The 22,722-nt window shown below is 65.9% G+C and carries 20 protein-coding genes and 1 pseudogene; 15 read left to right on the plus strand and 6 right to left on the minus strand.

The genetic code is table 11. The features are described from left to right. Positions 1–31 precede the first annotated feature (31 nt). From CSW57_RS15205 to CSW57_RS15225, 5 genes are all read left to right on the plus strand, one after another. Positions 32–514 carry a hypothetical protein gene (locus tag CSW57_RS15205; protein WP_143696549.1) on the plus strand — a complete coding sequence of 161 codons (483 nt, stop codon included), beginning with the start codon at positions 32–34 and terminating at the stop codon, positions 512–514. Between the two features lie 88 nt (positions 515–602). After that, positions 603–1,526 carry a hypothetical protein gene (locus CSW57_RS15210; RefSeq protein WP_099383593.1) on the plus strand — a complete coding sequence of 308 codons (924 nt, stop codon included), beginning with the start codon at positions 603–605 and terminating at the stop codon, positions 1,524–1,526. Between the two features lie 2 nt (positions 1,527–1,528). Beyond that, positions 1,529–2,092 carry an orotate phosphoribosyltransferase gene (pyrE, locus tag CSW57_RS15215; RefSeq protein WP_223249282.1) on the plus strand — a complete coding sequence of 188 codons (564 nt, stop codon included), beginning with the start codon at positions 1,529–1,531 and terminating at the stop codon, positions 2,090–2,092. Continuing rightward, positions 2,093–2,767 (plus strand): TrmH family RNA methyltransferase, encoded by a 675-nt coding sequence (locus CSW57_RS15220; protein ID WP_099383594.1) that lies wholly within the window; start codon positions 2,093–2,095, stop codon positions 2,765–2,767. Between the two features lie 170 nt (positions 2,768–2,937). After that, positions 2,938–3,489 carry a hypothetical protein gene (locus CSW57_RS15225; RefSeq protein WP_099383595.1) on the plus strand — a complete coding sequence of 184 codons (552 nt, stop codon included), beginning with the start codon at positions 2,938–2,940 and terminating at the stop codon, positions 3,487–3,489. Positions 3,490–3,585: 96 nt separating this feature from the next. Here CSW57_RS15225 and CSW57_RS15230 read toward each other — a convergent pair whose 3' ends face one another. After that, on the minus strand, positions 3,586–4,305 hold the full coding sequence (locus tag CSW57_RS15230) for a VTT domain-containing protein (RefSeq protein WP_099383596.1): 720 nt from the start codon (positions 4,303–4,305) through the stop codon (positions 3,586–3,588). 140 nt (positions 4,306–4,445) lie between these two features. On the opposite strand from CSW57_RS15230, the gene fbaA reads away from it, so the two are divergent. Next, a complete protein-coding gene (gene fbaA, locus CSW57_RS15235; protein ID WP_099383597.1) occupies positions 4,446–5,483 on the plus strand; it encodes a class II fructose-bisphosphate aldolase in 1,038 nt (345 codons plus the stop codon). A 37-nt stretch (positions 5,484–5,520) separates the two neighbouring features. Here the strand turns inward: fbaA and CSW57_RS24300 are convergent, their stop codons facing one another. Beyond that, positions 5,521–5,925, minus strand: coding sequence for a hypothetical protein (locus CSW57_RS24300; protein ID WP_143696550.1), 405 nt, complete (start codon positions 5,923–5,925; stop codon positions 5,521–5,523). Between the two features lie 52 nt (positions 5,926–5,977). Next, the gene (locus CSW57_RS15240; protein WP_099383598.1) at positions 5,978–7,534 is read right to left on the minus strand and encodes an Rv0361 family membrane protein; all 1,557 of its coding nucleotides are present in this window, start codon (positions 7,532–7,534) and stop codon (positions 5,978–5,980) included. A gap of 384 nt (positions 7,535–7,918) precedes the next feature. Here CSW57_RS15240 and CSW57_RS15245 point away from each other — a divergent pair, with 384 nt between their 5' ends. The 3 genes from CSW57_RS15245 to CSW57_RS15255 all read left to right on the plus strand — a co-directional run bounded on the left by CSW57_RS15245 (position 7,919) and on the right by CSW57_RS15255 (position 10,446). Then, positions 7,919–8,335, plus strand: coding sequence for a DUF3151 domain-containing protein (locus CSW57_RS15245; protein WP_023955555.1), 417 nt, complete (start codon positions 7,919–7,921; stop codon positions 8,333–8,335). Continuing rightward, the gene (locus CSW57_RS15250; RefSeq protein ID WP_223249283.1) at positions 8,298–9,464 is read left to right on the plus strand and encodes an FUSC family protein; all 1,167 of its coding nucleotides are present in this window, start codon (positions 8,298–8,300) and stop codon (positions 9,462–9,464) included. Before CSW57_RS15245 ends, CSW57_RS15250 begins: the two co-directional genes overlap by 38 nt. Positions 9,465–9,525: 61 nt before the next feature. After that, on the plus strand, positions 9,526–10,446 hold the full coding sequence (locus CSW57_RS15255; RefSeq protein ID WP_099383599.1) for a cation diffusion facilitator family transporter: 921 nt from the start codon (positions 9,526–9,528) through the stop codon (positions 10,444–10,446). Between the two features lie 369 nt (positions 10,447–10,815). Here CSW57_RS15255 and glgX read toward each other — a convergent pair whose 3' ends face one another. From glgX to CSW57_RS15270, 3 genes are all read right to left on the minus strand, one after another. Beyond that, entirely contained in the window at positions 10,816–12,930 is a 2,115-nt protein-coding gene (gene glgX, locus CSW57_RS15260) for a glycogen debranching protein GlgX (protein WP_099383600.1), read from the minus strand. A 78-nt stretch (positions 12,931–13,008) separates the two neighbouring features. Then, positions 13,009–13,794 (minus strand): site-2 protease family protein, encoded by a 786-nt coding sequence (locus CSW57_RS15265; protein ID WP_099383601.1) that lies wholly within the window; start codon positions 13,792–13,794, stop codon positions 13,009–13,011. Then, entirely contained in the window at positions 13,791–14,465 is a 675-nt protein-coding gene (locus tag CSW57_RS15270) for a hypothetical protein (RefSeq protein WP_223249284.1), read from the minus strand. The genes CSW57_RS15265 and CSW57_RS15270 overlap by 4 nt, the downstream gene beginning before the upstream one ends. A gap of 204 nt (positions 14,466–14,669) precedes the next feature. Here CSW57_RS15270 and CSW57_RS15275 point away from each other — a divergent pair, with 204 nt between their 5' ends. The 6 genes and pseudogenes from CSW57_RS15275 (at position 14,670) to CSW57_RS15300 (ending at position 22,690) form a co-directional block, all read left to right on the plus strand. After that, positions 14,670–15,956 carry an adenylosuccinate synthase gene (locus CSW57_RS15275; RefSeq protein WP_099383603.1) on the plus strand — a complete coding sequence of 429 codons (1,287 nt, stop codon included), beginning with the start codon at positions 14,670–14,672 and terminating at the stop codon, positions 15,954–15,956. Between the two features lie 147 nt (positions 15,957–16,103). Next, positions 16,104–17,935: pseudogene (locus CSW57_RS15280) on the plus strand (hydroxysqualene dehydroxylase). 19 nt (positions 17,936–17,954) lie between these two features. Next, a complete protein-coding gene (locus CSW57_RS15285) occupies positions 17,955–18,587 on the plus strand; it encodes a TetR/AcrR family transcriptional regulator (protein ID WP_099383604.1) in 633 nt (210 codons plus the stop codon). Between the two features lie 169 nt (positions 18,588–18,756). Then, positions 18,757–20,238 (plus strand): CitMHS family transporter, encoded by a 1,482-nt coding sequence (locus CSW57_RS15290; protein ID WP_099383605.1) that lies wholly within the window; start codon positions 18,757–18,759, stop codon positions 20,236–20,238. 74 nt (positions 20,239–20,312) lie between these two features. Further along, positions 20,313–22,004, plus strand: a complete 1,692-nt coding sequence (locus tag CSW57_RS15295; protein ID WP_099384498.1) for a sensor histidine kinase — start codon at positions 20,313–20,315, stop codon at positions 22,002–22,004. Then, positions 22,001–22,690 carry a response regulator gene (locus tag CSW57_RS15300; protein WP_099383606.1) on the plus strand — a complete coding sequence of 230 codons (690 nt, stop codon included), beginning with the start codon at positions 22,001–22,003 and terminating at the stop codon, positions 22,688–22,690. The genes CSW57_RS15295 and CSW57_RS15300 overlap by 4 nt, the downstream gene beginning before the upstream one ends. The last annotated feature ends 32 nt before the right edge of the window (positions 22,691–22,722 follow it).

The following is a 22,722-nucleotide window of genomic DNA, read 5'->3' on the forward strand; positions in this document are numbered from 1 at the left end:
GATCTCAGACTCGGCTTCTATGTTCGGACACGTGACTGATTCCACGCCGCGTTCGACAAGGGTCGTGACGCTGTTGTGCATCGCCGGCCTGGCGGTTGCAGGCGTGGCCCTGGGTTATTGCGTCCATCTCGGAGCCGAGCGCAGCGATCAGGGCCAGGCGTCGACACAGATCAAGTACGTCACCCCGAGCGAACCGCCGAGTCAGGCCGGAGTGCTGTCGGGCGAGACCACAACCGACGAGATTCCCGAGGCCCTCAGCACCGAACGTTCGAAGGTGGTGCTCTGCACCATCGACAAGATCGGCTCCGACTCCCTCGACGTCCACACCGCCGACGGCCGCAAACAACACTTCATCCTCAGTCCGGACACCCACGTGCAGTCCACCGAGGGCAGCTCGCTCAGCGTCCTCGACGTCGGTGACCTGGTCGTCGTCCGAATGGTGAAGGTCGACGGCACGATGATCGCCGACCTCATCGTGGACGGCCGGGTCTCCGGTTCCATCCCCGAGAACTGACGCCCCCGCGGGGCCCGCTGGGCGAGTGCGGGTCTCGGCAACCTCGCCTGCGTATCGAATCGGACGCCCCACGGTAAGCTGACCGGTGATGACTGCCGTCTACTTCCTGATCGCCGCCCTCGCGCTGGCCGGCGCCCTGGCTCTGCTGTGGCTCGACCGTAAGCGGACGACCGGGGTTCGCCGCGAACGAGCAGTGTGGGGGGATCAGCACGGGTTCAAATACCGCGACTCCGATCCGGCCCTGAAATCGGAGTTCGGGCGGGCGGCGATGGATGTGCCCGACCACATCGAGGTTCAGGATCTGGCCTACGGCAGCTACTACGGCGAAGAGACCGTCGTCTTCGACCTTGCCGAGACCGCCACCATCGTGGCCATCCGCCGGACCACCGAATCGAACGTGACGATCGATCTGCGGCACGAGAAGACTCTCGCGCCGGCCGAGGACGATGTCGAACTGCTCGGCGCGATGGGTAAGAGGGTGATGTTCTCCAGTCACCTCGATGTCGCCCGCCGCGTGTGTGATCGCCGCATGGTCGCCTTGGCCACCAACGCTCCGGACTACATCCAGATCCTCTGGAACGAGGGCGCGTGGTCGCTCGGGTCGATGCCGATCACCAACGACCCCGAACGTCTCGACGTCGCTCTGGAGACCGTTCGTCGCTTCACCGACCTGTTGCGGGTGCTGCCGCCCGTCGTCGATCCGCAGAGCACGCCTGACCCGCGGGACCCGTCGAGTCCCACCGGGCGTGCGCGTCGCGGCCTGGCCGACCCCCGTACCGAGAACATTCGCCGCGAGGATCTGCCACGACCGCAGCGCAATCCGGGGCCGCGGACCGAATCGGGGGCTCACGCCCGCGAGGCCGGCCCGATCCGTCGCAACGAGGGATCAGGCCCGATGACCCGAAGTGCCGGGCCTGTCACCCGTGGACCTGTTCCGCCCGTACGCACGTCAGGACCGATACCGCGCCAGCCCGGTCCGCCGGGGAGCCCCCGACCCGGAGGACCACAGTGACCGTGACCGATCGTGATGGCGCCGACGCGACGCCGGTGGCGCGTGAGCGGTTGGCCGAACTCGTCAAGGAAATCGCCGTGGTCCACGGCAAGGTCACGTTGTCGTCGGGTGCCGAGGCCGACTACTACGTCGACCTCCGGCGAGCGACCTTGCACCACGAGGCCTCTGCGCTGATCGGGATGCTGTTGCGGGAACTGACCGCCGACTGGGACTTCGAAGCGGCCGGCGGACTCACCCTCGGCGCCGACCCGGTGGCGACCGCGATCATGCACGCTCCCGGCCGGCCGATCAACTCATTTGTGGTGCGCAAAGCCGCGAAAGCCCATGGGATGCAACGGCAGATCGAAGGGCCCGACATCGTGGGCAAGCGCGTCCTCGTGGTCGAGGACACCACCACCACCGGCAATTCACCGCTCACCGCGGTGCGTGCCCTACGCGACGCCGGCGCCACCGTTGTCGGGGTGGCGACAGTGGTGGACCGCGCCACGGGAGCCGACGCCATCATCGCGGCCGAAGGTGTGGAATACCGGTCGCTGCTCGGGTTGAGCGACATCGGCCTGGCCTGAGTGAGCCTGGACGAGTCCACCGCCGAGCCTGGGCCCACCGAGTGGGGCGAGCCGGTGGTCGGCAAGGGCCCGTGGTCCGAGGAATACGGCACCGAGCCGCCGACCGATCCACGATACGACCCGACGCTTCTGGCCGACGGTGACCGGCGCAATGTTGTTGATGCGTACCGGTATTGGACGCGCGAGGCCATCATTGCCGACCTCGACGCGCGCCGCCACCCCTTCCACGTGGCCATCGAGAACTTCGGGCACGACGGCAACATCGGCACCGTGGTGCGGACTGCCAACGCATTCACAGCGGCCGCGGTCCACATCGTCGGACGCAAACGCTGGAACCGGCGCGGCGCCATGGTCACTGACCGCTATCAGCATGTGCTGCATCATGATTCGGTGAGTGCCCTGATGGAATGGGCTCGCTCGCGGTCGCTGGCCGTGGTGGCCGTGGACAACACCCCGGGGTCGGTGCCACTCGAGACCGCGGACCTCCCGCGAGAATGTGTGCTGCTGTTCGGTCAAGAGGGACCCGGAGTGAGCGCCGACGCCCAGGCCCACGCCGACCTCACCGTCTCCATCGCCCAATTCGGTTCCACCCGTTCGATCAACGCCGGTGTCGCTGCCGGTATCGCCATGCATGCCTGGATCAGGCAACATGCCGACCTGGGTCAGGCCTGGTAGTCGGCTTCAACAAATCTGCCGGCTTTGTGTTCAGACGCCGGTGTTGCAGTGCCTGCGTTCTGCCGAAAACCCTGCGTACGTGGTGAACAGGTCGAGTTCTCCACAGTGAAGCAGCCATCCCCAGCAACAGCTCGCGGGCAGGTGATGGGCTCAGCATCGACGAGGACATCGTGGAGGTGGGTTCGTTCCGGGTCACGTCGATGGCTCGAACGGTCGCGGACGTGGCGTGCGCTTCCGACTTTGCCGGTGCGCTGACCGTGGTGGATTGCGGACTCCGTCGCGGGGTACCGCGAGCCCAGCTGGAAGGTCTGGCGGCTCGTCTCGTCGGGAGCAGAGGCATCGCCAACTTCCGTAACGCGCTCGGCCATGCCGACGAGAAAGCCGAGACCGCCGGAGAGTCCTTGAGCCGGGCGCGAATGATCGAGATGGGTGACATCCCACTACCGCGGCTCCAGCACGAGTTCTTCTCGCCGGCGGGGAGTTTTTTGGCGCGTAGCGACTTCGACTGGGACGGGAAAGTCATCGGCGAGTTCGACGGAAGAGGCAAGTACACAGCTGACGGCCAGGAAGCCGACGCGTCCTGGCATGCCGAACGCGAACGCCACAATCGGTTGCTCCGTCATGGCTTTGTCGTCGTTCGCTGGGACTGGAAGATCCTTCAGGACCGGAGACGGTTCCGGGCCCTACTTCGCGACGGCCTTCGAACAGGCGGGATCATCTGATCCAGCACAGGCAGGGTTTGCCACCACACGCAGGCGCTACAACGCCTGCAACGGGACACAAAGCCTGCGTTTGGGTGTCCAAGCGGCGGGGCGGGGTCAGCTCGGGGTATCGGAAGGGGCGGTGGTGGGATCTGCCACAGCATCGCCTGAGTTCTGAGAATCGCGGCCGCGCCAGCGCTTGTACAGCTCGGTGATGATCGGGAGGACCGAGACGAACACGATGATCAGGAAGATGATGTCGATGTTCTTCTGGATGAACTCGATCTGGCCGAGGAAGTAGCCGAGCAGGGTGACGCCCGCACCCCAGGCGATGGCTCCGACGATGTTGTAGGCGAGGAACGTCGAGTACTTCATCCGGGCTGCACCCGCTACGAGTGGCGCATAGGTACGGACGATGGGAACGAATCGCGCCAGGAAGATGGTGATGGGGCCGTGCTTCTCGAAGAACTCGTGCGCCTCATCGATGTACTTCTTCTTCAACACCCGCGCATCGGGCTTGAACAGCGAATATCCGAACCGGTTGCCGAGGAAATAGCCGACCTGATCGCCGAGGAAAGCGGCAATGGGGATGGTGAGCAGCAACACCCACAGCGGCGCGAACGGCTCGATCTCGCTCGACTTGGCGGCCACGATCAATCCGGCCGTGAACAGCAGGGAGTCACCGGGCAGCAGCGGGAACAACAGACCCGACTCGATGAACACGATGAGCAGCAGCCCACCGAGCATCCAGGTCCCGAAGGAATTGAGGAGATTGATCGGGTCCAAGAACCCAGGCATCAACGCCACGTCGGTCGTTTGGGCAAGGACAGTCTCCATCACGGGACCCAAGGGTACCGGTTGTTGCTGCCGGGTCCCGCCAGGCGGCGATGTGCCGTACGGCGGGAGGGTGCTCACCGGCGCAGACGGTCCTTGCAATACTGGTCAGCGAAGATCACCGAACCTCGGCTGGAGGCCACATGCCCATCGCAACGCCCGAACAATACGCACAGATGCTCAACGCGGCGAAAGAGGGCGGTTTCGCCTTCCCCGCGATCAACTGCACCTCGTCGGAGACCATCAACGCAGCCCTCAAAGGATTCGCGGAGGCGGGCAGCGACGGCATCATCCAGTTCTCCACCGGTGGCGCCGAGTTCGGTTCGGGTCTCGGTGTGAAGGACATGGTGACCGGTGCAGTGGCGCTGGCTGAGTTCGCGCACGTGGTGGCCGCCAAGTACGGCATCACCGTGGCCCTGCACACCGACCACTGCCCCAAGGACAAGCTGGACACCTACGTGCGTCCGCTGCTCGCCATCTCGCAGGAGCGTGTCGACGCAGGCCAGAACCCGCTGTTCCAGTCGCACATGTGGGACGGCAGTGCGGTGCCGCTGGACGAGAACCTGGAGATCGCCAAGGACCTGCTGGCCAAGGCCGCGTCCGCGAAGATCATCCTCGAGGTCGAGATCGGTGTTGTCGGCGGCGAGGAAGACGGCGTGGAGAACGAGATCAACGACAAGCTCTTCACCACCGCCGAAGACTTCGAGGCCACCATCGAGGCACTCGGTGCGGGCGACTCCGGCAGCCGCTACCTCTTGGCCGCGACCTTCGGCAACGTGCACGGCGTCTACAAGCCGGGCAACGTCAAGCTGCGTCCCGAGGTGCTCAAGACCGGCCAGGAAGTGGCCGTCAAGAAGCTGGGTCTGGCCGACGGATCCAAGCCGTTCGACTTCGTCTTCCACGGCGGCTCGGGCTCGCTCAAGAGCGAGATCGAGGAAGCCCTGAGCTACGGCGTCATCAAGATGAACGTCGACACCGACACCCAGTACGCCTTCACCCGTCCGATCGTCGGCCACATGTTCTCGAACTACGACGGCGTCCTCAAGGTCGACGGCGACGTGGGCAACAAGAAGGTCTACGACCCGCGTAGCTACATGAAGAAGGCAGAGACGTCGATGAGCGAGCGTGTGGTGGAGGCCTGCACCGACCTCAAGTCGGTCGGCAAGTCCATCAGCGCCTGAGGGCCGAGATGAAGACCGGGTAAGCGGTTCCGGTGGGTCAGAGCGCGATACCCACCAGCACCGCCAGTCCGAGCAATATCAACGCAGCGGCGGCACACAAGACCGAGGTATCCACCCGGCGGTGCGGTCGCTGCGTTGTTGTCATCCGGGCCGGGGCAACGATCACTGGCCTCGGAGCGGCTTGTTGTTGCTCGACCGGCATCTGAGGACGGTCCTGGAAAGGAGCGGCCGCCGGCGCCCGGACGCCGTATGGCGCCGACGGCTGCCATGGGCGGCCAGGCGGCTGCGGTGGTCGGGCCGCGGTGTCGCTCGGTCGAGGCGGCGCCTCGAACCCGCTACGTCGAACGGGGCCCGGGGGTCGCTGCGAACGCAATGGGATGGTCGCCGCGTCGATCACACGGTGATGGGGAGGTGGTGATGGCCGGTCCTGCGGTGAGGGCACCGTCCAAGCCTAACGCCCGAACGACCGAGAAGGCCCCGTTGTCACAGTCCGATCAGGCTTTGCAGACCTTCCACTCCCCGTCGATCTTGCTCAGTGTCAGTGCCACGTCGAGCTTCTCGTCAGGAGTGAGTGTCTTGTAGGCGATCACCTCTACGACGGCTCCGTTGCCATCGTTGACGATCTTCGACGCCTTGACACCGTCGACGCCGACCAGTTCGTTGTTCTCCTCTTGAATTCGGTGATCCTCGGCGAACTCCTGGTCGGACATGCTCGTAAAGCGTTGCTGCGCTTCGCCACACGTGATCTGTCGGAGAGTGAAAATGTCACCGTCACGTAGAGCGGTGGTGTATTCGAGTGCCCGCGCGGCCGCGACGTCTGCAGGGACCTCGCTCGTGTCGTCTCCGGAGGCGACAACGGCGATGACCGCCGCGACCACCGCTGCGATCAGGACTAGTGCGGCGAGAGCGAACCACAGACCTTTCCGCGACTTCTTGGGTCCGCCGCCGGTTCGATTCTGCTGGGCGCCACCTGCAGGCGGGATGTACTGCGGCGCCGCCGGTTCCGCTTTCCAATCGGGCACCTGCGCGGACGGCGACCCCGTGCTCGACGGCGACCCTGTGCTCGCATTGGTCGACGACGACGACGACGCCGCCTTCGTGGTGCTGATCCGCTCCGTCGGTTGGTCGGTGACGTCGGCAGGGGTCGCAGCGGCCGCCATCACCTCCGTCTCGTTCTCGTCGGCGGGTGATCCGACGGGCTCGTCCTTCGACGTCGAGGCGGCTTGGGATGCCGAGGATTTCGACGTGGAAACGGCCGGGACCGCGGCAAATTGGGCGGTCACGGCCTCGCTGGGCGCCGGGGCGGGATCGCCGCCGGGCTGTTCCCCACCAGTGTCCTGACGCGACGCCTTCTCGCCCGCCGCGGCCTTCTCGTCCGGCACGATCTCGTCGGTTGCGCCGGTCGTCTCTGCTGGCACCGTCTGCTCGTCTGCGACGGTTTGCTCGTCTGCCGGCACGGCCTCGGCGTCGGCTTCGGCTTCGGCACGATCAGACGTCATCTGTACAGGCGCCTCGGGAGCATCCTGCGCCGCCGGTTCAACGGAAGGTTCGACCGTCTGACTGTCGGCTGTCTGATCGGCAACCGGCTCATCGGCAACGGGCTCATCGGTGTGCGGATCGACCACCTGTGCGCTGTTGTCCTTCGCATCGGCAGGCCGCTCGTCGTCCCCGGACGTATCGGCGGGCTCGTCCGACGCGGCGGCCTCATCCGACACGGTGGTCGGGTCTCCAGCGGTGGGCTGGTCCTCCGCCGGGGCCGGGACGTCGACGTCATCCTCGGCCTCTGCCGATTCGACGGCCGGGTCGGAGCTCTCCTCGCCCTCGGTAGCCGGAGCTTCGTTGACCACGGCGTCGACCACCGGATCCTGGTTTGCTGTTTCGGCGGTGTCGGGGATGGCGGAGGAATCTGCATCTGTGGCGTCGGCACGGTCGTCAGCCGCGATATCAGCCTCCGGCTCGGCAGGGGATTCGGCGGGGGATGTCGGGCGCTCGGCGGGAGTGACACCGGTGTCCGATGTCGACTCCGTGGTTGCGCCCGTCGGTTCGGTCACCAGACTGTCGGCCGAATCGTCGACGGCCCCCTGTGGCGATTCGCCATCGGACCTTCGCTGCGGCAACAGACCCCCCTGTTTTTCCTGCCCTGCGGGAGATGTTGTGGATGCACCGGGGCGTCGTACTGCTTCGGCCCCGCTACCCGATCTTCCTTCGCGGAGCTTACGAACTGCCGAAAAGGCCCTCCGTACAACAGAATTGCCTTCATCGTCAGGATGTGACATCCACCCAGCCCTGTTCCTCGACCGACACTGTTCACAGTGCACGGGAACCCGGCCGACCTTCGGACAGTCACCCCCGCGCAGCGTCGCGCCCACCCTATCGAATGAACTGGCGGCCGGAGGGGTCGCCCGCACCCGATCGAGAGCTGCGACAATGGTCTGATGACGTCGTTCGGAGATCTTCTCGGCCCTCAGCCCACCCTCTTGACCGGAGACGACGAAGCCGAATCGGACCTGTTGAACGGTTCCGACCCGGCTGCGGTCGCCGCCCAGCACCCGACCGCCTCGATCGCCTGGGCATACCTGGCCGAAGCCGCCATGAACGAAGGCGCGACCATCACCGCCTACGCCTACGCACGTACCGGCTACCACCGCGGGCTCGACCAGCTGCGCAGGCACGGCTGGAAAGGGTTCGGCCCCGTGCCGTGGAGCCACGAGCCCAATCGCGGGTTCCTGCGTTGCGTCGCCGTGCTCGCCCGGGCGGCGCAGACCATCGGTGAAGAAGACGAGTACAGGCGCTGCCTCGATCTGCTGAACGAAAGTGACCCGGCAGCCGCCGGCGAGCTCGGACTCGCCTGACACCGGCGGCTCGGGCGGCCGTCTGCTGACTGTTCGCGCGGTGTTCGCCCGCGAACGGTTGCCGGCCCGCGTCCGCGCCCCTATGCATCGGCTGCGCGTGGCGATCTTGCCGATCCTCCAGTGTTCCCTGGCCGCCGGCCTCGCCTGGTACCTCGCCACCGAGGTGTTCGCCCACGAGCGACCGTTCTTCGCTCCAATCGCCGCGGTCATCTCCCTGGGCCTGTCACTCGGGCAGCGGTGGCGCCGCGCCCTCGAGGTGGCGATTGGTGTGACCGTCGGAGTGGCCGTCGGCGATCTGATCATCGCTGCCATCGGCTCCGGTACCTGGCAGATCGTGGTGGTCGTCGCCATCGCGATGGTGGTGGCCATCGTGCTCGACCGGGGTCCGCTGGTGCCCATCCAGGCCGCGAGCTCGGCGGTGTTGGTGGCAACGCTGCTGCCGCCAGGAGGGGTCGACGGGTTTCACCGTGTCATCGACGCCTTCATCGGCGGTGTGGTGGCCATCGTGGTGGTCGCGGTGGTCCCCACCCATCCGGTGCTGCGGGCCCGCCGTGACGCCGCCGGCGTGCTCGCCACGGTGTCCGATGTGCTCGCAGATGTGGCCGAGGGACTGCGCCGAATGGACCGCGACCTGCTGCTCGAGGCGCTCGAAGAGGCGCGCGGAACTCAGCCGGAGATCGATGCGATGCGGTCGGACATCTCTGGTGGGCGTGAGATCAGTGTCATCTCCCCGCTGTACTGGAACAGCCGATCGCGCCTCGAACGCATCACCGCCGTTGCCGATCCGATCGACAATGCGGTGCGAAACGTTCGGGTGCTGGCACGTCGGGCGGCGAGCGCGGTGGACAAGAACGAGCCGATCAAGCTCGAGATCGTCGAACTCATCGTCAGCCTCGCGCACGCGTTCGAGGTGGTCAACGACATGATCCTGGCCGATCCCGGCCAGCAACCCGACCCGGCGTCTGCGGCCAGGGTGTTGCGCAGCATCGCCCGTCGTTCGAAGCCCGAACTGGTCGAGGGCAGTGCGCTGTCGGAGACGGTGATCTTGGCGCAGATCCGTTCCACAATCGTCGATCTGCTGATGGTGTGTGGACTTTCCCGCGTCTCGGCGATTGCCACGCTGCGCTGACAGTTGCGATGCATGCGTGGTCATGCATATATTTGGGGTCCACTGACCGCGAAGGGACACGATGGGCCACACGCACAGCCACGGTCACGCCGGGCACGGCGCCGCTGACGACGGATCCCAGCGCCGACTATGGCCGATGGTGGCCGGGGCAGTCATCATCTCCGTGTTCTTCGCGGTCGAACTGACCGTCGGAATCGCCGTCAACTCGCTGGCGCTGATCGCCGATGCGGGCCACATGCTCACCGATGTGGTCGCCATGGTGATGGGACTGGGCGCTTTGCTGCTCGCCCGGCACGGGAGTTCGAGCGGGGTCAAGACCTTCGGTTGGCATCGCGCCGAGGTGTTCACCGCCGTGGCCAACGCTGTACTGCTCATCGGCGTGGCCGTGTTTGTCCTCTATGAGGCCATCGAGCGCATCGGTACCGATCCCCACGTACCGGGCGGGACCCTGGTGGTGGTGGCGCTCATCGGCCTCGCGGCCAACCTGGTGGTGATGCTGCTGTTACGCGCGGACGCCGAGGGAAGTATCGCGGTGCGCGGCGCGTACATGGAGGTGCTCGCCGACGCCGTCGGGTCGATCGGCGTGCTGGTGGCAGGCGTGGTGACGATGACAACCAGTTGGCCGTATGCCGACCTGGTGGTGGCGGTACTGATTGCCCTGTGGGTCGCCCCGCGCGCCATACGCCTTGCGCTCGACGCGCTTCGGATCCTGGCGCAGCAGGCCCCGGTTCACGTTGACGTGGACAAGATCCAGCGCGAACTCAGCGATCTGGCCGGTGTGACCGAAGTGCACGACCTCCACGTCTGGACGCTGACCACCGGTATGGACGTCGCAACGGTGCACGTGACCGCCACGGCCGACAACGCCGATGTGCTCGCCGCCGCCAGGGAAGTCCTGGAACGCCATGGCCTCGACCATGCCACGATCCAGGTGGATCCAGCCGGAACTCAAGGCGACTGCCACAAGAAAATCACCTGGTAACCGTTGACCGGGCCGAAACCCCCGTCGATCGGGCCGAAACCCCCGTTGACCGGGCCGAAACCCCCGTTGACCGGGCCGAAACCCCCGTTGAGCGGGCCGAAACCTTCGTTGAGCGGGCCGAAATGCGCGTCGGATGGGCCGCGGAGTCCCGCCGTGGCGAGCCGTCAATCCAAGGCCCACGTCAACCGGGCTTTTGAGCCCAGTCGACGAGCTTTAGGGCACGGTCAACGGCGTTATCGGCACGGTCAACGAGAATTAGGGCACGGTCAACGGCGTTATTTGCACGGTCAACGGGGGTTTCGGCACGGTCAACGGCGTTATCGGCCCGGTGGGCGGGAGTTTCGGCCCGGTGGGCGGGGTTGGGGGCGGTCAGTCGTCTTCTGGTTCGATGCGGCGCAGCACCAGGAACGCCCGCGCACCGACGGTGACCGTAGTCGGCGCCGTGAGCGGCTTCTCGGCCTCGTCCCCCGCGACAGTGGTGTCGAGCACCACCTCCCACTGTTCGCCGTATTTGGTGTCCAGCGGGAATTCGATGGGTTCGTAGTGAGCGCTCAGGAACACCATGAACGAGGCGTCGATGATGCGCTCGCCGAAATCGTCGACCTCGGGGATGGCACTGCCGTTGAGGAACAGTCCGACTGCACGGCCGAAATCTGCATTCCAGTCGTCCTCGGTCATCTCGCTGCCGTCGGGTCGTAGCCACGCGATGTCGGGCAGTTTGTCGGCCGATCGATGCATCGGCCGGCCCTCGAAGAAGCGTCGGCGACGGAACACCGGGTGGTTCGCCCTCAACTCGGTGACGCGGCGGGTGAAATCGATGAGGTCCTCGTCGACGTTTTCCCAATCGACCCAGGCCAGCTCGCTGTCCTGGCAGTAGGCGTTGTTGTTGCCGCCCTGCGTCCGTCCCAGTTCGTCACCGTGACTGATCATCGGCACGCCCTGCGACAGCAGCAGGGTGGCGATCATGTTGCGACTCTGTTGAGCACGCAGCGCGAGGATCTCGGGATCGTCGGTTTCGCCCTCTACGCCGCAGTTCCACGAACGGTTGTGGCTCTCGCCGTCGTTGTTGTCCTCGCCGTTGGCCTCGTTGTGCTTCTCGTTGTAGGAGACGAGGTCTCGCAGGGTGAAGCCGTCGTGCGCGGTGATGAAGTTGATGGACGCCGCAGGCCGCCGTCCGGTGTGCTCGTAGAGGTCGGCCGAACCTGTTATGCGAGCAGCGAATTCGCCCAACGTCCCAGGCTCGCCGCGCCAGAAGTCGCGCACGGTGTCGCGGTACTTGCCGTTCCACTCGGTCCACTGCGGGGGGAAGTTGCCCACCTGATATCCGCCGGGCCCCACGTCCCATGGCTCGGCGATCAGCTTGACCTGACTGACCACCGGGTCCTGCTGGACGAGGTCGAAGAAGCTGGACAACCGGTCGACGTCGTAGAACTCACGGGCCAGAGCAGACGCGAGGTCGAAGCGGAAGCCGTCGACGTGCATCTCGGTGACCCAGTAGCGCAGCGAATCCATCATGAGCTGCAGGGCGTGGGGATGACGGACGTTCAGGGTGTTTCCGGTGCCCGTGTAGTCCATGTAGTACTGCGGATCATCTTCGACCAGACGGTAATACGCGGCATTGTCGATTCCGCGGAACGACAGGGTCGGACCCATGTGGTTGCCCTCGGCCGTGTGGTTGTAGACCACGTCGAGGATGATCTCGATGCCCGCCTCGTGCACGGCCTTGACCATCGACTTGAACTCTTGGACGGGGGCAACCCGTGAGTCGCCCCGCGAGTACTTGGAATCGGGGGCGAAGAACCCGATCGTGTTGTAGCCCCAGTAATTCGAGAGACCGCGGTCCTGCAGCACTGAGTCGTCCGCGAAGTGGTGGACCGGCATCAGTTCGAGGGTGGTCACACCAAGGTTCGTCAGATGGTCGAGGATCGCGGGGTGGGCGATCGCGGCGTAGGTACCGCGCAGCTCCTCGGGGATCGCGGGGTGGGTCTGGGTGAGGCCCTTCACGTGGGCCTCGTAGATGACGGTGTCGGCGTATGCGTGGTGAGGCGGACGGTCGACGCCCCAGTCGAAGTAAGGGTTGATCACCACCGACGCAGGCATGTAAGGACCGGAGTCCTCGTTGTTGGGCGTCGACGGGTCGTCGAACATGTAGCTGAAAACCGGTTGCGCCCAGTCGAATTTGCCGTCGATCGCCTTGGCGTAAGGGTCGAGGAGGAGCTTGGCCGGGTTGCATCGCAGACCCTGTGCCGGGTCGTTGGGCCCGTGAATCCGGTAGCCATAACGTTGCCCGGGTTCCACGTCCGGCAAGAAGCCGTGCCAGATGAAGCCGTCCTGCTCGAGCAGATCGATCTGAGTTTCCTCGCCGTCGTCGCCGATCAGACACAGCTGCACACGTTCGGCAACTTCACTGAACACCGCGAAATTCGTCCCGGCTCCGCTGTAATTTGCTCCAAGCGGGTACGCCGCACCTGGACGGATCTGCAACTGGTCCTCCTCGCATCAGCACACGGATTTTTCACACTACGACAGGTTCCGGCGCCGTGCTTGGGGGGCGACTACCCCCTACTTCCAGAAGACAAACAAGTCCCAGCCCCACGACGCCAGAAAGCTGCTGACCCCGGACAATTCGAACAACCAGTACACGAGGTCGAAGAACGCGCGGTTGAGCTGGGGCACCAGCAGGATGACAAAGATCAGCAGGATCCCGAACGGTGCGACCGGCGCCACCGATCGCCGCGTGTTGTCGGACAGGTACGGCTCGATGATCCCGTAGCCGTCGAGTCCTGGGATCGGCAAGAGGTTGAGCACCGCGGCGGTGATCTGCAGCAGGGCCAGCATCGCCAGCGACGACCAGAAGTTCAGTTCACCGATCAGCGCTGCGTTGTCGCGGCCGGAGATGACCAGGAGCAGAACGATGGCGATGAGGATGTTGGCCAACGGGCCCGCAGCGGAGACCAGGCTGCGCTGGGCCCGCGTGAATCCCGACTTGTTCACGTAGACGGCGCCACCGGGAAAACCGATGCCGCCCAACAGGATGATGACCAGTGGCAGCCCGATCGACAGGCCGGGATGGGCGTACTTGAGAGGGTTGAGTGTGAGGTAGCCGCGGAGCTCGGCGCCGCGGTCGCCGAACTTGAAGGCGGTCACGGCGTGCCCGAACTCGTGCAGCGACAGCGAGATCACCCAGCCGCCCACGACGAGCAGGAGCGCCCCGATCACCGCGACGGGGTCGTTGTCCCGGCCTGATGTCCACAGCAGTGCCCCGCCCAGGGCGGCGGCCGCGACCACGGCGAGGAACACCGGACCAGGACGCACCGAGCGGATGATCTCGGTGGTGGTGGTGCTCAAGGGCGGACCAGCTTCCAGTTGACGTGATGGCGGTAGAAGGTCGACCTCTTGACCGGCCGGGTACCGGGGACCCCGTCGCGGTCGACGACCAGTTGTGGCGCGCCGGTCTGGACGGCCCTGCCGGTGAGCCAGGACGAACGCCAGCGACGGTCGAGCTTGGCCCTGACCCCGGGCATCGTCATCAGCGGCTCGATGACAACGCCCTTGGTCCGCCCGCGGTAGAGCAGGTCGTTGTCGACGTAACTCTCGCCGCCGAGGTCGCCGTCGACGCCGCGCTGGTGGGCGCGGCCGAGCAGCACGATGGCTGCATCGTCTCGGACCAGTGGGAGTTCGACGGCGTTGCCGCTCTGGGCCAGTTCGACGGCCGGCGCCCCGAACGGCAGCTCGTAGATCTTGGTGGCGAGAGTGGGGGCGGGCAGGACAAGGGCGACCTCGACGTCGAGACGTTCGACGAGCATGAGTCGTGCGACCACGGCGGCGCAGAAGGCATCGGGCAACTCGGGCCCCGCGACCACGACAACTCGTCGCATGTCCGGGTCGGCCAATGTGGCGGTGACGGCACCGATGATCGACGCACGTTCGCGCACCGCCCGGACCGTGGCGACGCCCGGCGGGATGAGATCGTCGGCCGCGTCTTGCTCGGCGATCACGCGTAGACCCTGTGGCGCCACCGGTCACCTCACTCGTCTCTTCACCTGCGGCGATCATCCTCGTGACGCCCGTCCGCGATCGTACTGGCGGGCACCGCGGATGGGCTCGGCGCGGCACCGAGAGGGTTTGGGCCACCGGGATCGGGTAATCGTCGGTCCGAACAAGTAGGGTTGTCCCACGGTTCGGTGTGTCTACGTCACGCTCGAACCGGAAGGAGCGCATAAATGCCTGCGATCGTGCTGATCGGCGCCCAATGGGGCGATGAAGGTAAGGGCAAAGCCACAGATCTACTCGGTGGTCGACTGCAATGGGTGGTGCGATACCAGGGCGGCAACAATGCCGGTCACACGGTGGTTCTGCCCAATGGGGAGACCTTCGCTCTGCATCTGATCCCGTCAGGCATCTTGACTCCGGGAGTCAACAACGTCATCGGCAACGGTGTGGTCGTCGACCCGGGAGTGCTGCTCACCGAGCTCAGCGGTCTCGAGGATCGTGACGTCGACACCACGGGGCTGATGATCTCCGCCGACGCGCATCTGCTGATGCCGTACCACGTCGCCATCGACAAGGTCACCGAGAGATTCCTCGGGAACAAGAAGATCGGCACCACCGGCCGCGGCATCGGGCCCTGCTACCAGGACAAGATCGCCCGGGTCGGCGTGCGGGTCGCCGATGTGCTCGACGAGAGCATTCTGACCCAGAAGGTCGAGGCTGCGCTCGAGATCAAGAACCAGATCCTCACCAAGATCTACAACCGCCGTGCTCTCGAACCGGCGCGCGTCGTCGAGGAGGTGTTGGGTCAGGCCGACGGCTTCAAACACCGCATCGCCGACACCAGGCTGCTGCTCAACCAAGCACTCGAGGCCGGCGAGACAGTACTGCTCGAAGGCTCACAGGGCACTCTGCTGGACGTCGACCACGGCACCTATCCCTTTGTGACCTCGTCCAACCCGACGTCGGGTGGCGCGGCGGTGGGCTCGGGCATCGGCCCGACCCGGATCACCACCGTGCTCGGAATCCTCAAGGCGTACACCACACGTGTGGGGTCGGGGCCGTTCCCCACGGAGCTGTTCGACGAGTGGGGTGCCTACCTGGCCAAGACCGGCGGCGAGGTGGGCGTCACCACCGGCCGCGCGCGTCGGTGCGGCTGGTTCGATGCCGTGATCGCTCGGTACGCCACCCGGGTCAACGGCATCACCGACTACTTCCTGACCAAGCTCGACGTGCTCTCCAGCCTGGACACCGTGCCGATCTGCGTCGCCTACGAGGTGGACGGGGAGCGGGTGGACGAGATGCCGATGACGCAGACCGGGTTCCACCACGCCAAGCCGATCTACGAGGAGATGCCCGGCTGGTGGGAGGACATCTCACAGTGCCGCACCTTCGACGACCTGCCGAAGAATGCCCAGGACTACGTGCTCCGACTCGAAGAGCTGTCCGGCGCGCACATCTCGTGCATCGGCGTGGGACCCGGCCGAGAGCAGACCATCGTGCGGCGCGATATCCTCTAGCCGACGGCAGGGGCCGTCCCCTGTCGCTCAGCTCACCCGGGCCCGTCCGCGGGACTGATTTGCCGAACCGTCCCACCGGCGTCCGGTGCTGTGATAGACATCACTCCATGGAACAGTCAGTCCTGACTGTTGGGAGGGGTCTCGATCATGGTGGATGCGACAACAAGTGATTCAGGGATGTCTCGGCGCACTCTGCTCAAGGGCGCCGCGGCGGCAACGGGACTGATCGGTACCAGTTTTGTGGTGCCGTCGCTGGTCGGACCGCGCGCCCGTGCGGTCCCACCGACGGGAGTCGGCGGCGGCCGTGAGGTCGCGGTCTTCGGCGGCGGGATGTCGGGACTGGCCGTGGCACAAGAACTCATCGAGCGTGGTTTCTCGGTGACCGTCTATGAACCTGCCTTCCTAGGGGGTAAGGCACGGAGCATGGACGTGCCCGGCAGCGCCGCCGGCGGACGGATGGCGCTGCCGGGGGAGCACGGCTTCCGCTTCTTCCCCGGTTGTTATCAACACGTTCCGGACACCATGGCGCGAATCCCGTTGCCAGGTGGGGGAAACGTCAGGGACCGACACCTCATCAACGTCGAGGGTGCGGTGGTGGCCCTCGACGAACCGGGTTACGCTCCGGTCACCGCACCACAGTCGATCGACGGACTCGTGCAGCACGCCGGCGCCATCGCCGATCTGGACAATCTCCGCAACACCTTGATGACGTCACTGAAGATCGCCGGAGATGTACCCGCCCACGAACTCGCGTTCTTCGTGCAGCGAGAACTCGTCATCGCGACCAGTTGCGAGGAGCGGCGAATCGGCCAGTGGGAGAAGCAATCCTGGATGGACTTCGTCAAGGCCAAAGGCAAATCCGCTGCGTACCAGAAGTATCTGGTGAGTGCCCTGACCCGGGCGACGGTTGCGGCCAAACCCGACATGGGATCGGCGCGCACCATCGGGCAGATCGGACTCGCGTTGGTCACCTCGGCCACCGGTCTGATCTCGCAGTACGCCGGGACCATCGTCGGGGGTGGGGTGGACCGAATCCTCAACGCTCCCACCAATCACGCGTGGATAGACCCGTGGGTGGAGTACTTGCGCGGTCGGGGCGTGCGGTTCGTGATGGGCCAGGCCGCAACCGGTTTCGACGTGCGGGGTGGACGGATCATCGGCGCCCGGATGGCCGGCGACGCCGGTGCCGCCTCGACCGTGACCGCCGACTGGTACGTCGCGGCCATGCCGCTGGACCGGCTCAAGCCACTCCTCCGGCCGGATCTCCTCGCGGCCGCACCGGCGCTCGAGGGCATCAACCACCTGGTCGACGACTGGATGGTGGGGATCCAGTACTTCCTGTCACGGCGGTCCGATGTTGTGCCGAGTCACATCGCAGCGCTGGGCACGCCGTGGGCCCTGACCGGCCTGTTCCAGGCGGCGCCGTGGGAGGTCGACTTCGGTCGCGTCTACGGCGACGGGCGGGTACACGACTGCCTGTCGGTGGACACTCCGACTGGGACACTCCGGGAATCCTGTACGGCAAGACCGCCAAACAATGCACCAAAGAGGAGGTAGCGAAGGAGGTCTGGGCGCAGATGAGCCGCGCTCTCAACCGTGGTTCGAAACCGATCCTGCGCGACGATGAACTGGTGAGCTGGCATCTCGATCCGGGTATCACCTGGGAACCCGCCATCTCCAACGCGACACCGTTGATGGTGAACACCGCCGATTCCTACCGGCACCGGCCCACCGCCGACACCGCAATCTCGAACTTCTTCATCGGCGGCGACCACGTGCGCACGAACATCGACCTCGCGACGATGGAGGGTGCCAACGAGTCGGGGCGGCGGGTGGCCAACGCAATCCTCGACGCGGCAGGTAGCAATGCCGCTCGCGTGGCGGTGCACCCGCTCTGGGAACTCCCGCTGCTGGACCCGTTCAAGCAGACCGACCGCGACCGCTATCGGGCGGGTCTGCCGCACATCATGGACGTGTGAGCCGCGGTAGCATCACCGGATGACCACCGGGCCCGAATCTGATCCTGTCGCAGTCGATCTCGGACCACGGGAGTCCAAGGGCACGCGTAGTCGTAATCAGATACTCGACGCGGCGCTCGAGGTGCTGATCGAAAGGGGTTACGCGCAGGCGAGCACCCTCGCCATCCAGGAGGCGGCAGGAGTATCGCGCGGAAAACTGTTGCATCACTTCCCATCTCGCGATGATCTGCTGATGGCGGCCGTGCATCACCTCGCGAGGGTGCGCATCGAGGATCTGGCCCGCCAGGTCGACTGGCCCGAGGATCCGATCGAGCGGATCTCTCTCGGCATCGACACCGGATGGTCGACATTCCATCAGCCGTACTTCGTCGCGTCCATCGAACTCTGGACCGCCGCGCGGACCAACGCCAACTTGCGCAGTGCGCTGCTGCCGGCAGAACGTGAACTGGGCCCGACCGTCCGTGCCGCTGTCGCGTCATTCCTCGGGCCGGTTCTGACGTCGGCGCCCCGCTACGACGAGCTGTATCCGATCCTGCTCTCCGGCATGCGCGGGGCCGCCATGCCCTATCTGATCGACAGACGCGACCCCCGCAGCGATCCGCATCTTCCACTGTGGAAAACGCTCACAGCTCACTATCTGCTGCCGGGCTGACGGACAAACCTGCAGCTCAACCCGTTTCGTGCGCGTCGCGAACGGTGAGCAAAACGCGCAAAACGCGACTTACGCGCTCAAGCGTGACTGTGACGTGCGCTACCTCAAGACTTCGGATGTAGCGGAGATCACTCCTAGTCCCCAGTCGCCAACCGAGAGCAGCGTTGTCATGTTAGTAGCCTTGGGCCTCCTGATGGTGGCCACCTTCATGTTCCTCATCATGACCAAGAGGACCACTCCGGTGGTGGGCCTCATCCTGGTCCCGATTGCCTTCGGTCTGTTCGCCGGCGCGGGCCTGGGGATCAGCGACATGATCACCGACGGCATCGAGGACCTGGCCCCGACAGCGGCGATGCTCTTCTTCGCCATCATCTACTTCGGCATCATGATCGATGTCGGCCTGTTCGACCCGATCGTGCGCGGAGTCGTCCGGGCGGTGAAGGCCGATCCGGCGCGGCTGGTCGTGGGAACGGCGTTGCTGGCGATGGTGGTCTCCCTCGACGGTGACGGCTCCACCACATTCATCATCGTCACCTCGGCACTGTTGCCCCTCTACCTCAAGCTGGGTGTCAGTCCGGTGGTCTTGACGGTCACCGCGGGTCTGGCGAACGGCACCCTGAACATCCTCCCGTGGGGTGGGCCGACCGCGCGTGCCGCTGCGGCACTGGGCATCTCACCGTCCGAGGTGTTCATCCCGATGATCCCGTCGCTGGTTGTCGGTCTTGTCATCGTCCTCCTGTTCTCCTACCACCTCGGCCTGATGGAACGTCGCAGGATCGGTTCGATCACCATCAAGGAATCGGTGCTGGCCCGTGAATCCGCCGACGTCCTGGTCGGCGGTGGCGGAAGCACCGGCGGCGGCACCGGCAACGGCCGTGGTCGCGGACTGCGTCGAGGCACCGGTGGTTCAGGTACGGGTAATTCGGGCACAGGCGCATTCGGTGCAGGCTCCGATGAGCTCCGGAACACCGATTCGGGTGACACCGCAGACGCCGGCATCGTCGCAGGCGCGCTCGACCCTGATCGCGCCACGTTGCGGCCCAAGCTCTTCTGGATCAACGCGGCGCTGACCGTCGTCCTGCTCGCGGTGCTCGGAATGGACGTCGTCGCCATCCCGGTGCTGTTCATGGCGGCCGCCGGCATCGCGCTGGTGATCAACTTCCCGCACATCAAGGACCAGCAGCAGGCGATCACCAGGCACTCGTCGAGCATCGTCTCCGTGGTGGCCATGGTCCTCGCGGCGGCAGTCCTCACCGGGGTCTTCGCAGGCACCGGCATGGTGGAGGCGATCGCACAGTGGCTGACCTCCGTGCTTCCTGATTCGATGGGACCGCACCTGGCCGTCATCACCGGCCTCCTGTCGATGCCGTTCACGTTCCTCATGAGCAACGACGCCTTCTACTTCGGTGTGCTGCCGGTGCTCTCGGAAACCGCCGCCACCTACGGGATCACCCCCGCCGAGATGGCACGAGCCTCCATCACAGGCCAGACCGTGCACATGCAGAGCCCGCTGGTTCCGGCGATCTTGTTGCTGGTGTCGCTCGCCGGGGTATCGCTGGCCGATCACCACAAGAAGGTCCTGTGGCGCGCTGCTGCGGTCTCGGTCGCGATGCTCGTGGTCGGCACCCTTGTGGGAGCCATCCCCATCTGAGCGACAACTCGATCGCCGACCTGATGGCACACAACGTGGGCACCCGCCGGATGGCGGGTGCCTACGCTGTGTTCATGCGGTTGCGAAACCAGGTCCTGCTCCTGCAGGTGGTGGTGATCCTGGTCAGTCTCGGGGTCGGCTTCGGCATCGTGATCTCCGGCAGCGACGACAAACTCCGGGAGGAGTACGGCCAGCGCGCACTCGCCATCGCCAGATCGGTGGCGACCGATGATCAGGTGCGCGCCGAGGTGGCCGCGGGCAGCGGCGACTCGCTCGACCAGAACGCCCTGGCCGACGGACCGCTCCAAGCCCAGGCAGTCGCCGTCGCCGACCGCACCGGCGCCCTCTTCGTGGTCATCGCCAACAATCGTGGACTGAGGCTTGCGCATCCCGACACAACCGAACTGACCCGCCCCCTCAGCACCGATCCGCGCCGGGCACTCGGCGGTCGAGAGGACCTGGCCACCGACCGTGGAACGCTGGGCGAATCGGTGCGCGCCAAGGTGCCGGTTTTCGCCCCGGACTCCACCGAGGTCGTCGGGCTCGTGAGCGTCGGGATCTCCACGGAGAAGATCAGCGACGACCTGCGCGCTGATGTGATCGCCCTTGTCCTCATCGCACTTGCCGCGCTCCTCACCGGTGTCATCGGCTCGGTGCTGCTCGCGCGGCGGTGGCGTCGCCTCACCCTCGGCCTGGAACCGGATCAACTCGCCGAGCTGGTGCGTGAGCAAGGGGCGGTGCTGCACTCGATCGGTGAAGGTGTGGTGGCCATCGACCCGTCCGGTGTGGTCCGGGTGATCAACGACAAGGCGCGCACCCTGTTGGGCGTGTCCGCCGACATCGGCACCCCGGTCACCGAGGCCGGTCTGACCGCACGCGTGCTGGAGGTCGCGACCACGCCGGTGCAGACTCCGCGGTCTGCCGCAGTGGGTGACCGTGTGGTGCTGGTCAGTTCCCACCGGGTGCGGCGCGACGGCACAGATCTCGGCATCGTGCTGTCGGTGGTGGACCGCACCGACGTGGAAGCGCTTACCCGACAACTTGATTCGATCAAGTCGATGACCGACGCGCTGCGAGCTCAGCGACACGAATCGGCGAACCGGATGCACGTCACCGCCGGGTTGCTGAGGCAAGGCGAAGCCGGCGCCGCGCTCGACTATCTGGACGAGGTGATGGGCACGGGTCCGTACGGCATCGACCTGCCCGGCAGCGAGAACATCAACGAGCCGCACCTGCGCGCATTCCTCGACGCCAAGGCCGCCTCGGCCCGCGAGCGCGGCGTACTGCTCACGCTGGGTCCACAGACGTTGGTCTCCGGCACATTGCAGGACCCGGTGGTCGCGACGACCATCGTGGGCAACCTCATCGACAACGCCATCGAGGCCGCCTCCGGCGGGACAACAGAGGCCGCCTCCGGCGGGACACCCGCCCAGGTCGAGGTGGAACTGATCGTCGCAGACGACACCTTGCTGGTGGTCGTGTCGGACTCCGGACCAGGTGTAGGGCTCGCCGATCCGCAACAGGTCTTCACCGAGGGCGTCACCACCCACAAGGACAACTCCGTGCCCGGCGGACGCGGGATGGGTCTGGCACTGTCACGCCAGCTGGCGCGAACCCGCGGCGGGGACCTGACGCTCGTGGACGCGGGCGGCGACGCCCGGCAACCCGACAACGTCCTCGGTGGCGCCGTCTTCGTCGCGCGGCTGCCCCGGATGCTGAGCCCCCACGAACCAGCCGAACCGCTGGACGAGGAGCCGGTGCGATGACAGCCCGGGAGTTCAAGGTGCTCATCGTGGACGACGACTTCCGGGTCGCCGGCCTGCATGCGTCCATCGTCGAGGCCGTGGGTGGGTTCTCGGTGGCGGGCACAGCCGGCGGTCGTGAGCAGGCCCGGTCGATCCTCGCCGAACAACCCGACGTCGACCTTGCTCTCATCGACGTCCACCTGCCCGACGGATCCGGTCTCGAGCTGGCGAATCAGATCGGCTGCGACACGTTTGTCGTCAGCGCCGAGACGGACAGCGCCGCCATCCGGCGCGCGTTCCGCGGTGGGGCGCTGACGTACCTCATCAAGCCGTTCGAGAACACCGAACTCGCGCGTCGCCTGTCCGCGTACGCCCAGTACCGGCGCATCCTGGCCGCCCCCGCGATCGACCAGAGCACCGTCGACGCCGCGGTCAGCGCATTGCGGTTCGGCCGCGTTGCCCGGGAGAGCGCCGAAAGTGGTTCTCACACAGAGCAGCTGATCCTGGGGGCGTTCGCGCAATCAGGCCAGGTGATGTTCGCCGACGAGGTGTCCGCGGCGGTCGGCATCTCCCCGCCCACCGCCCGCCGGCATCTCGCCCACATGGTGGCATCGGGGAAGCTCGCGATGCGCCTGCGCTACGGCGCCACCGGCAGGCCCAAACAGGAGTACCGCCTGCCTGGTGAGGGCCGATCGGCAGTAGATTGACCTGCGTGAAACCCACTCGCACCACAACGGAA

The sequence above is a fragment of the Williamsia muralis genome (genome assembly GCF_002735905.1).
Taxonomy (GTDB): Bacteria; Actinomycetota; Actinomycetes; order Mycobacteriales; family Mycobacteriaceae; genus Williamsia; species Williamsia muralis_A.

Bases quoted from the DNA above. Each gene is read 5' to 3' on its own strand.
- CSW57_RS15255 (WP_099383599.1), top strand. From the start codon at position 9,526: ATGGGCCACACGCACAGCCACGGTCACGCCGGGCACGGCGCCGCTGAC.
- CSW57_RS15230 (WP_099383596.1), bottom strand. From the start codon at position 4,305: ATGGAGACTGTCCTTGCCCAAACGACCGACGTGGCGTTGATGCCTGGG.
- CSW57_RS15290 (WP_099383605.1), top strand. From the start codon at position 18,757: ATGTTAGTAGCCTTGGGCCTCCTGATGGTGGCCACCTTCATGTTCCTC.
- CSW57_RS15210 (WP_099383593.1), top strand. From the start codon at position 603: ATGACTGCCGTCTACTTCCTGATCGCCGCCCTCGCGCTGGCCGGCGCC.
- fbaA (WP_099383597.1), top strand. From the start codon at position 4,446: ATGCCCATCGCAACGCCCGAACAATACGCACAGATGCTCAACGCGGCG.
- CSW57_RS15275 (WP_099383603.1), top strand. From the start codon at position 14,670: ATGCCTGCGATCGTGCTGATCGGCGCCCAATGGGGCGATGAAGGTAAG.
- CSW57_RS15245 (WP_023955555.1), top strand. From the start codon at position 7,919: ATGACGTCGTTCGGAGATCTTCTCGGCCCTCAGCCCACCCTCTTGACC.
- CSW57_RS15300 (WP_099383606.1), top strand. From the start codon at position 22,001: ATGACAGCCCGGGAGTTCAAGGTGCTCATCGTGGACGACGACTTCCGG.
- CSW57_RS15285 (WP_099383604.1), top strand. From the start codon at position 17,955: ATGACCACCGGGCCCGAATCTGATCCTGTCGCAGTCGATCTCGGACCA.
- CSW57_RS15295 (WP_099384498.1), top strand. From the start codon at position 20,313: ATGCGGTTGCGAAACCAGGTCCTGCTCCTGCAGGTGGTGGTGATCCTG.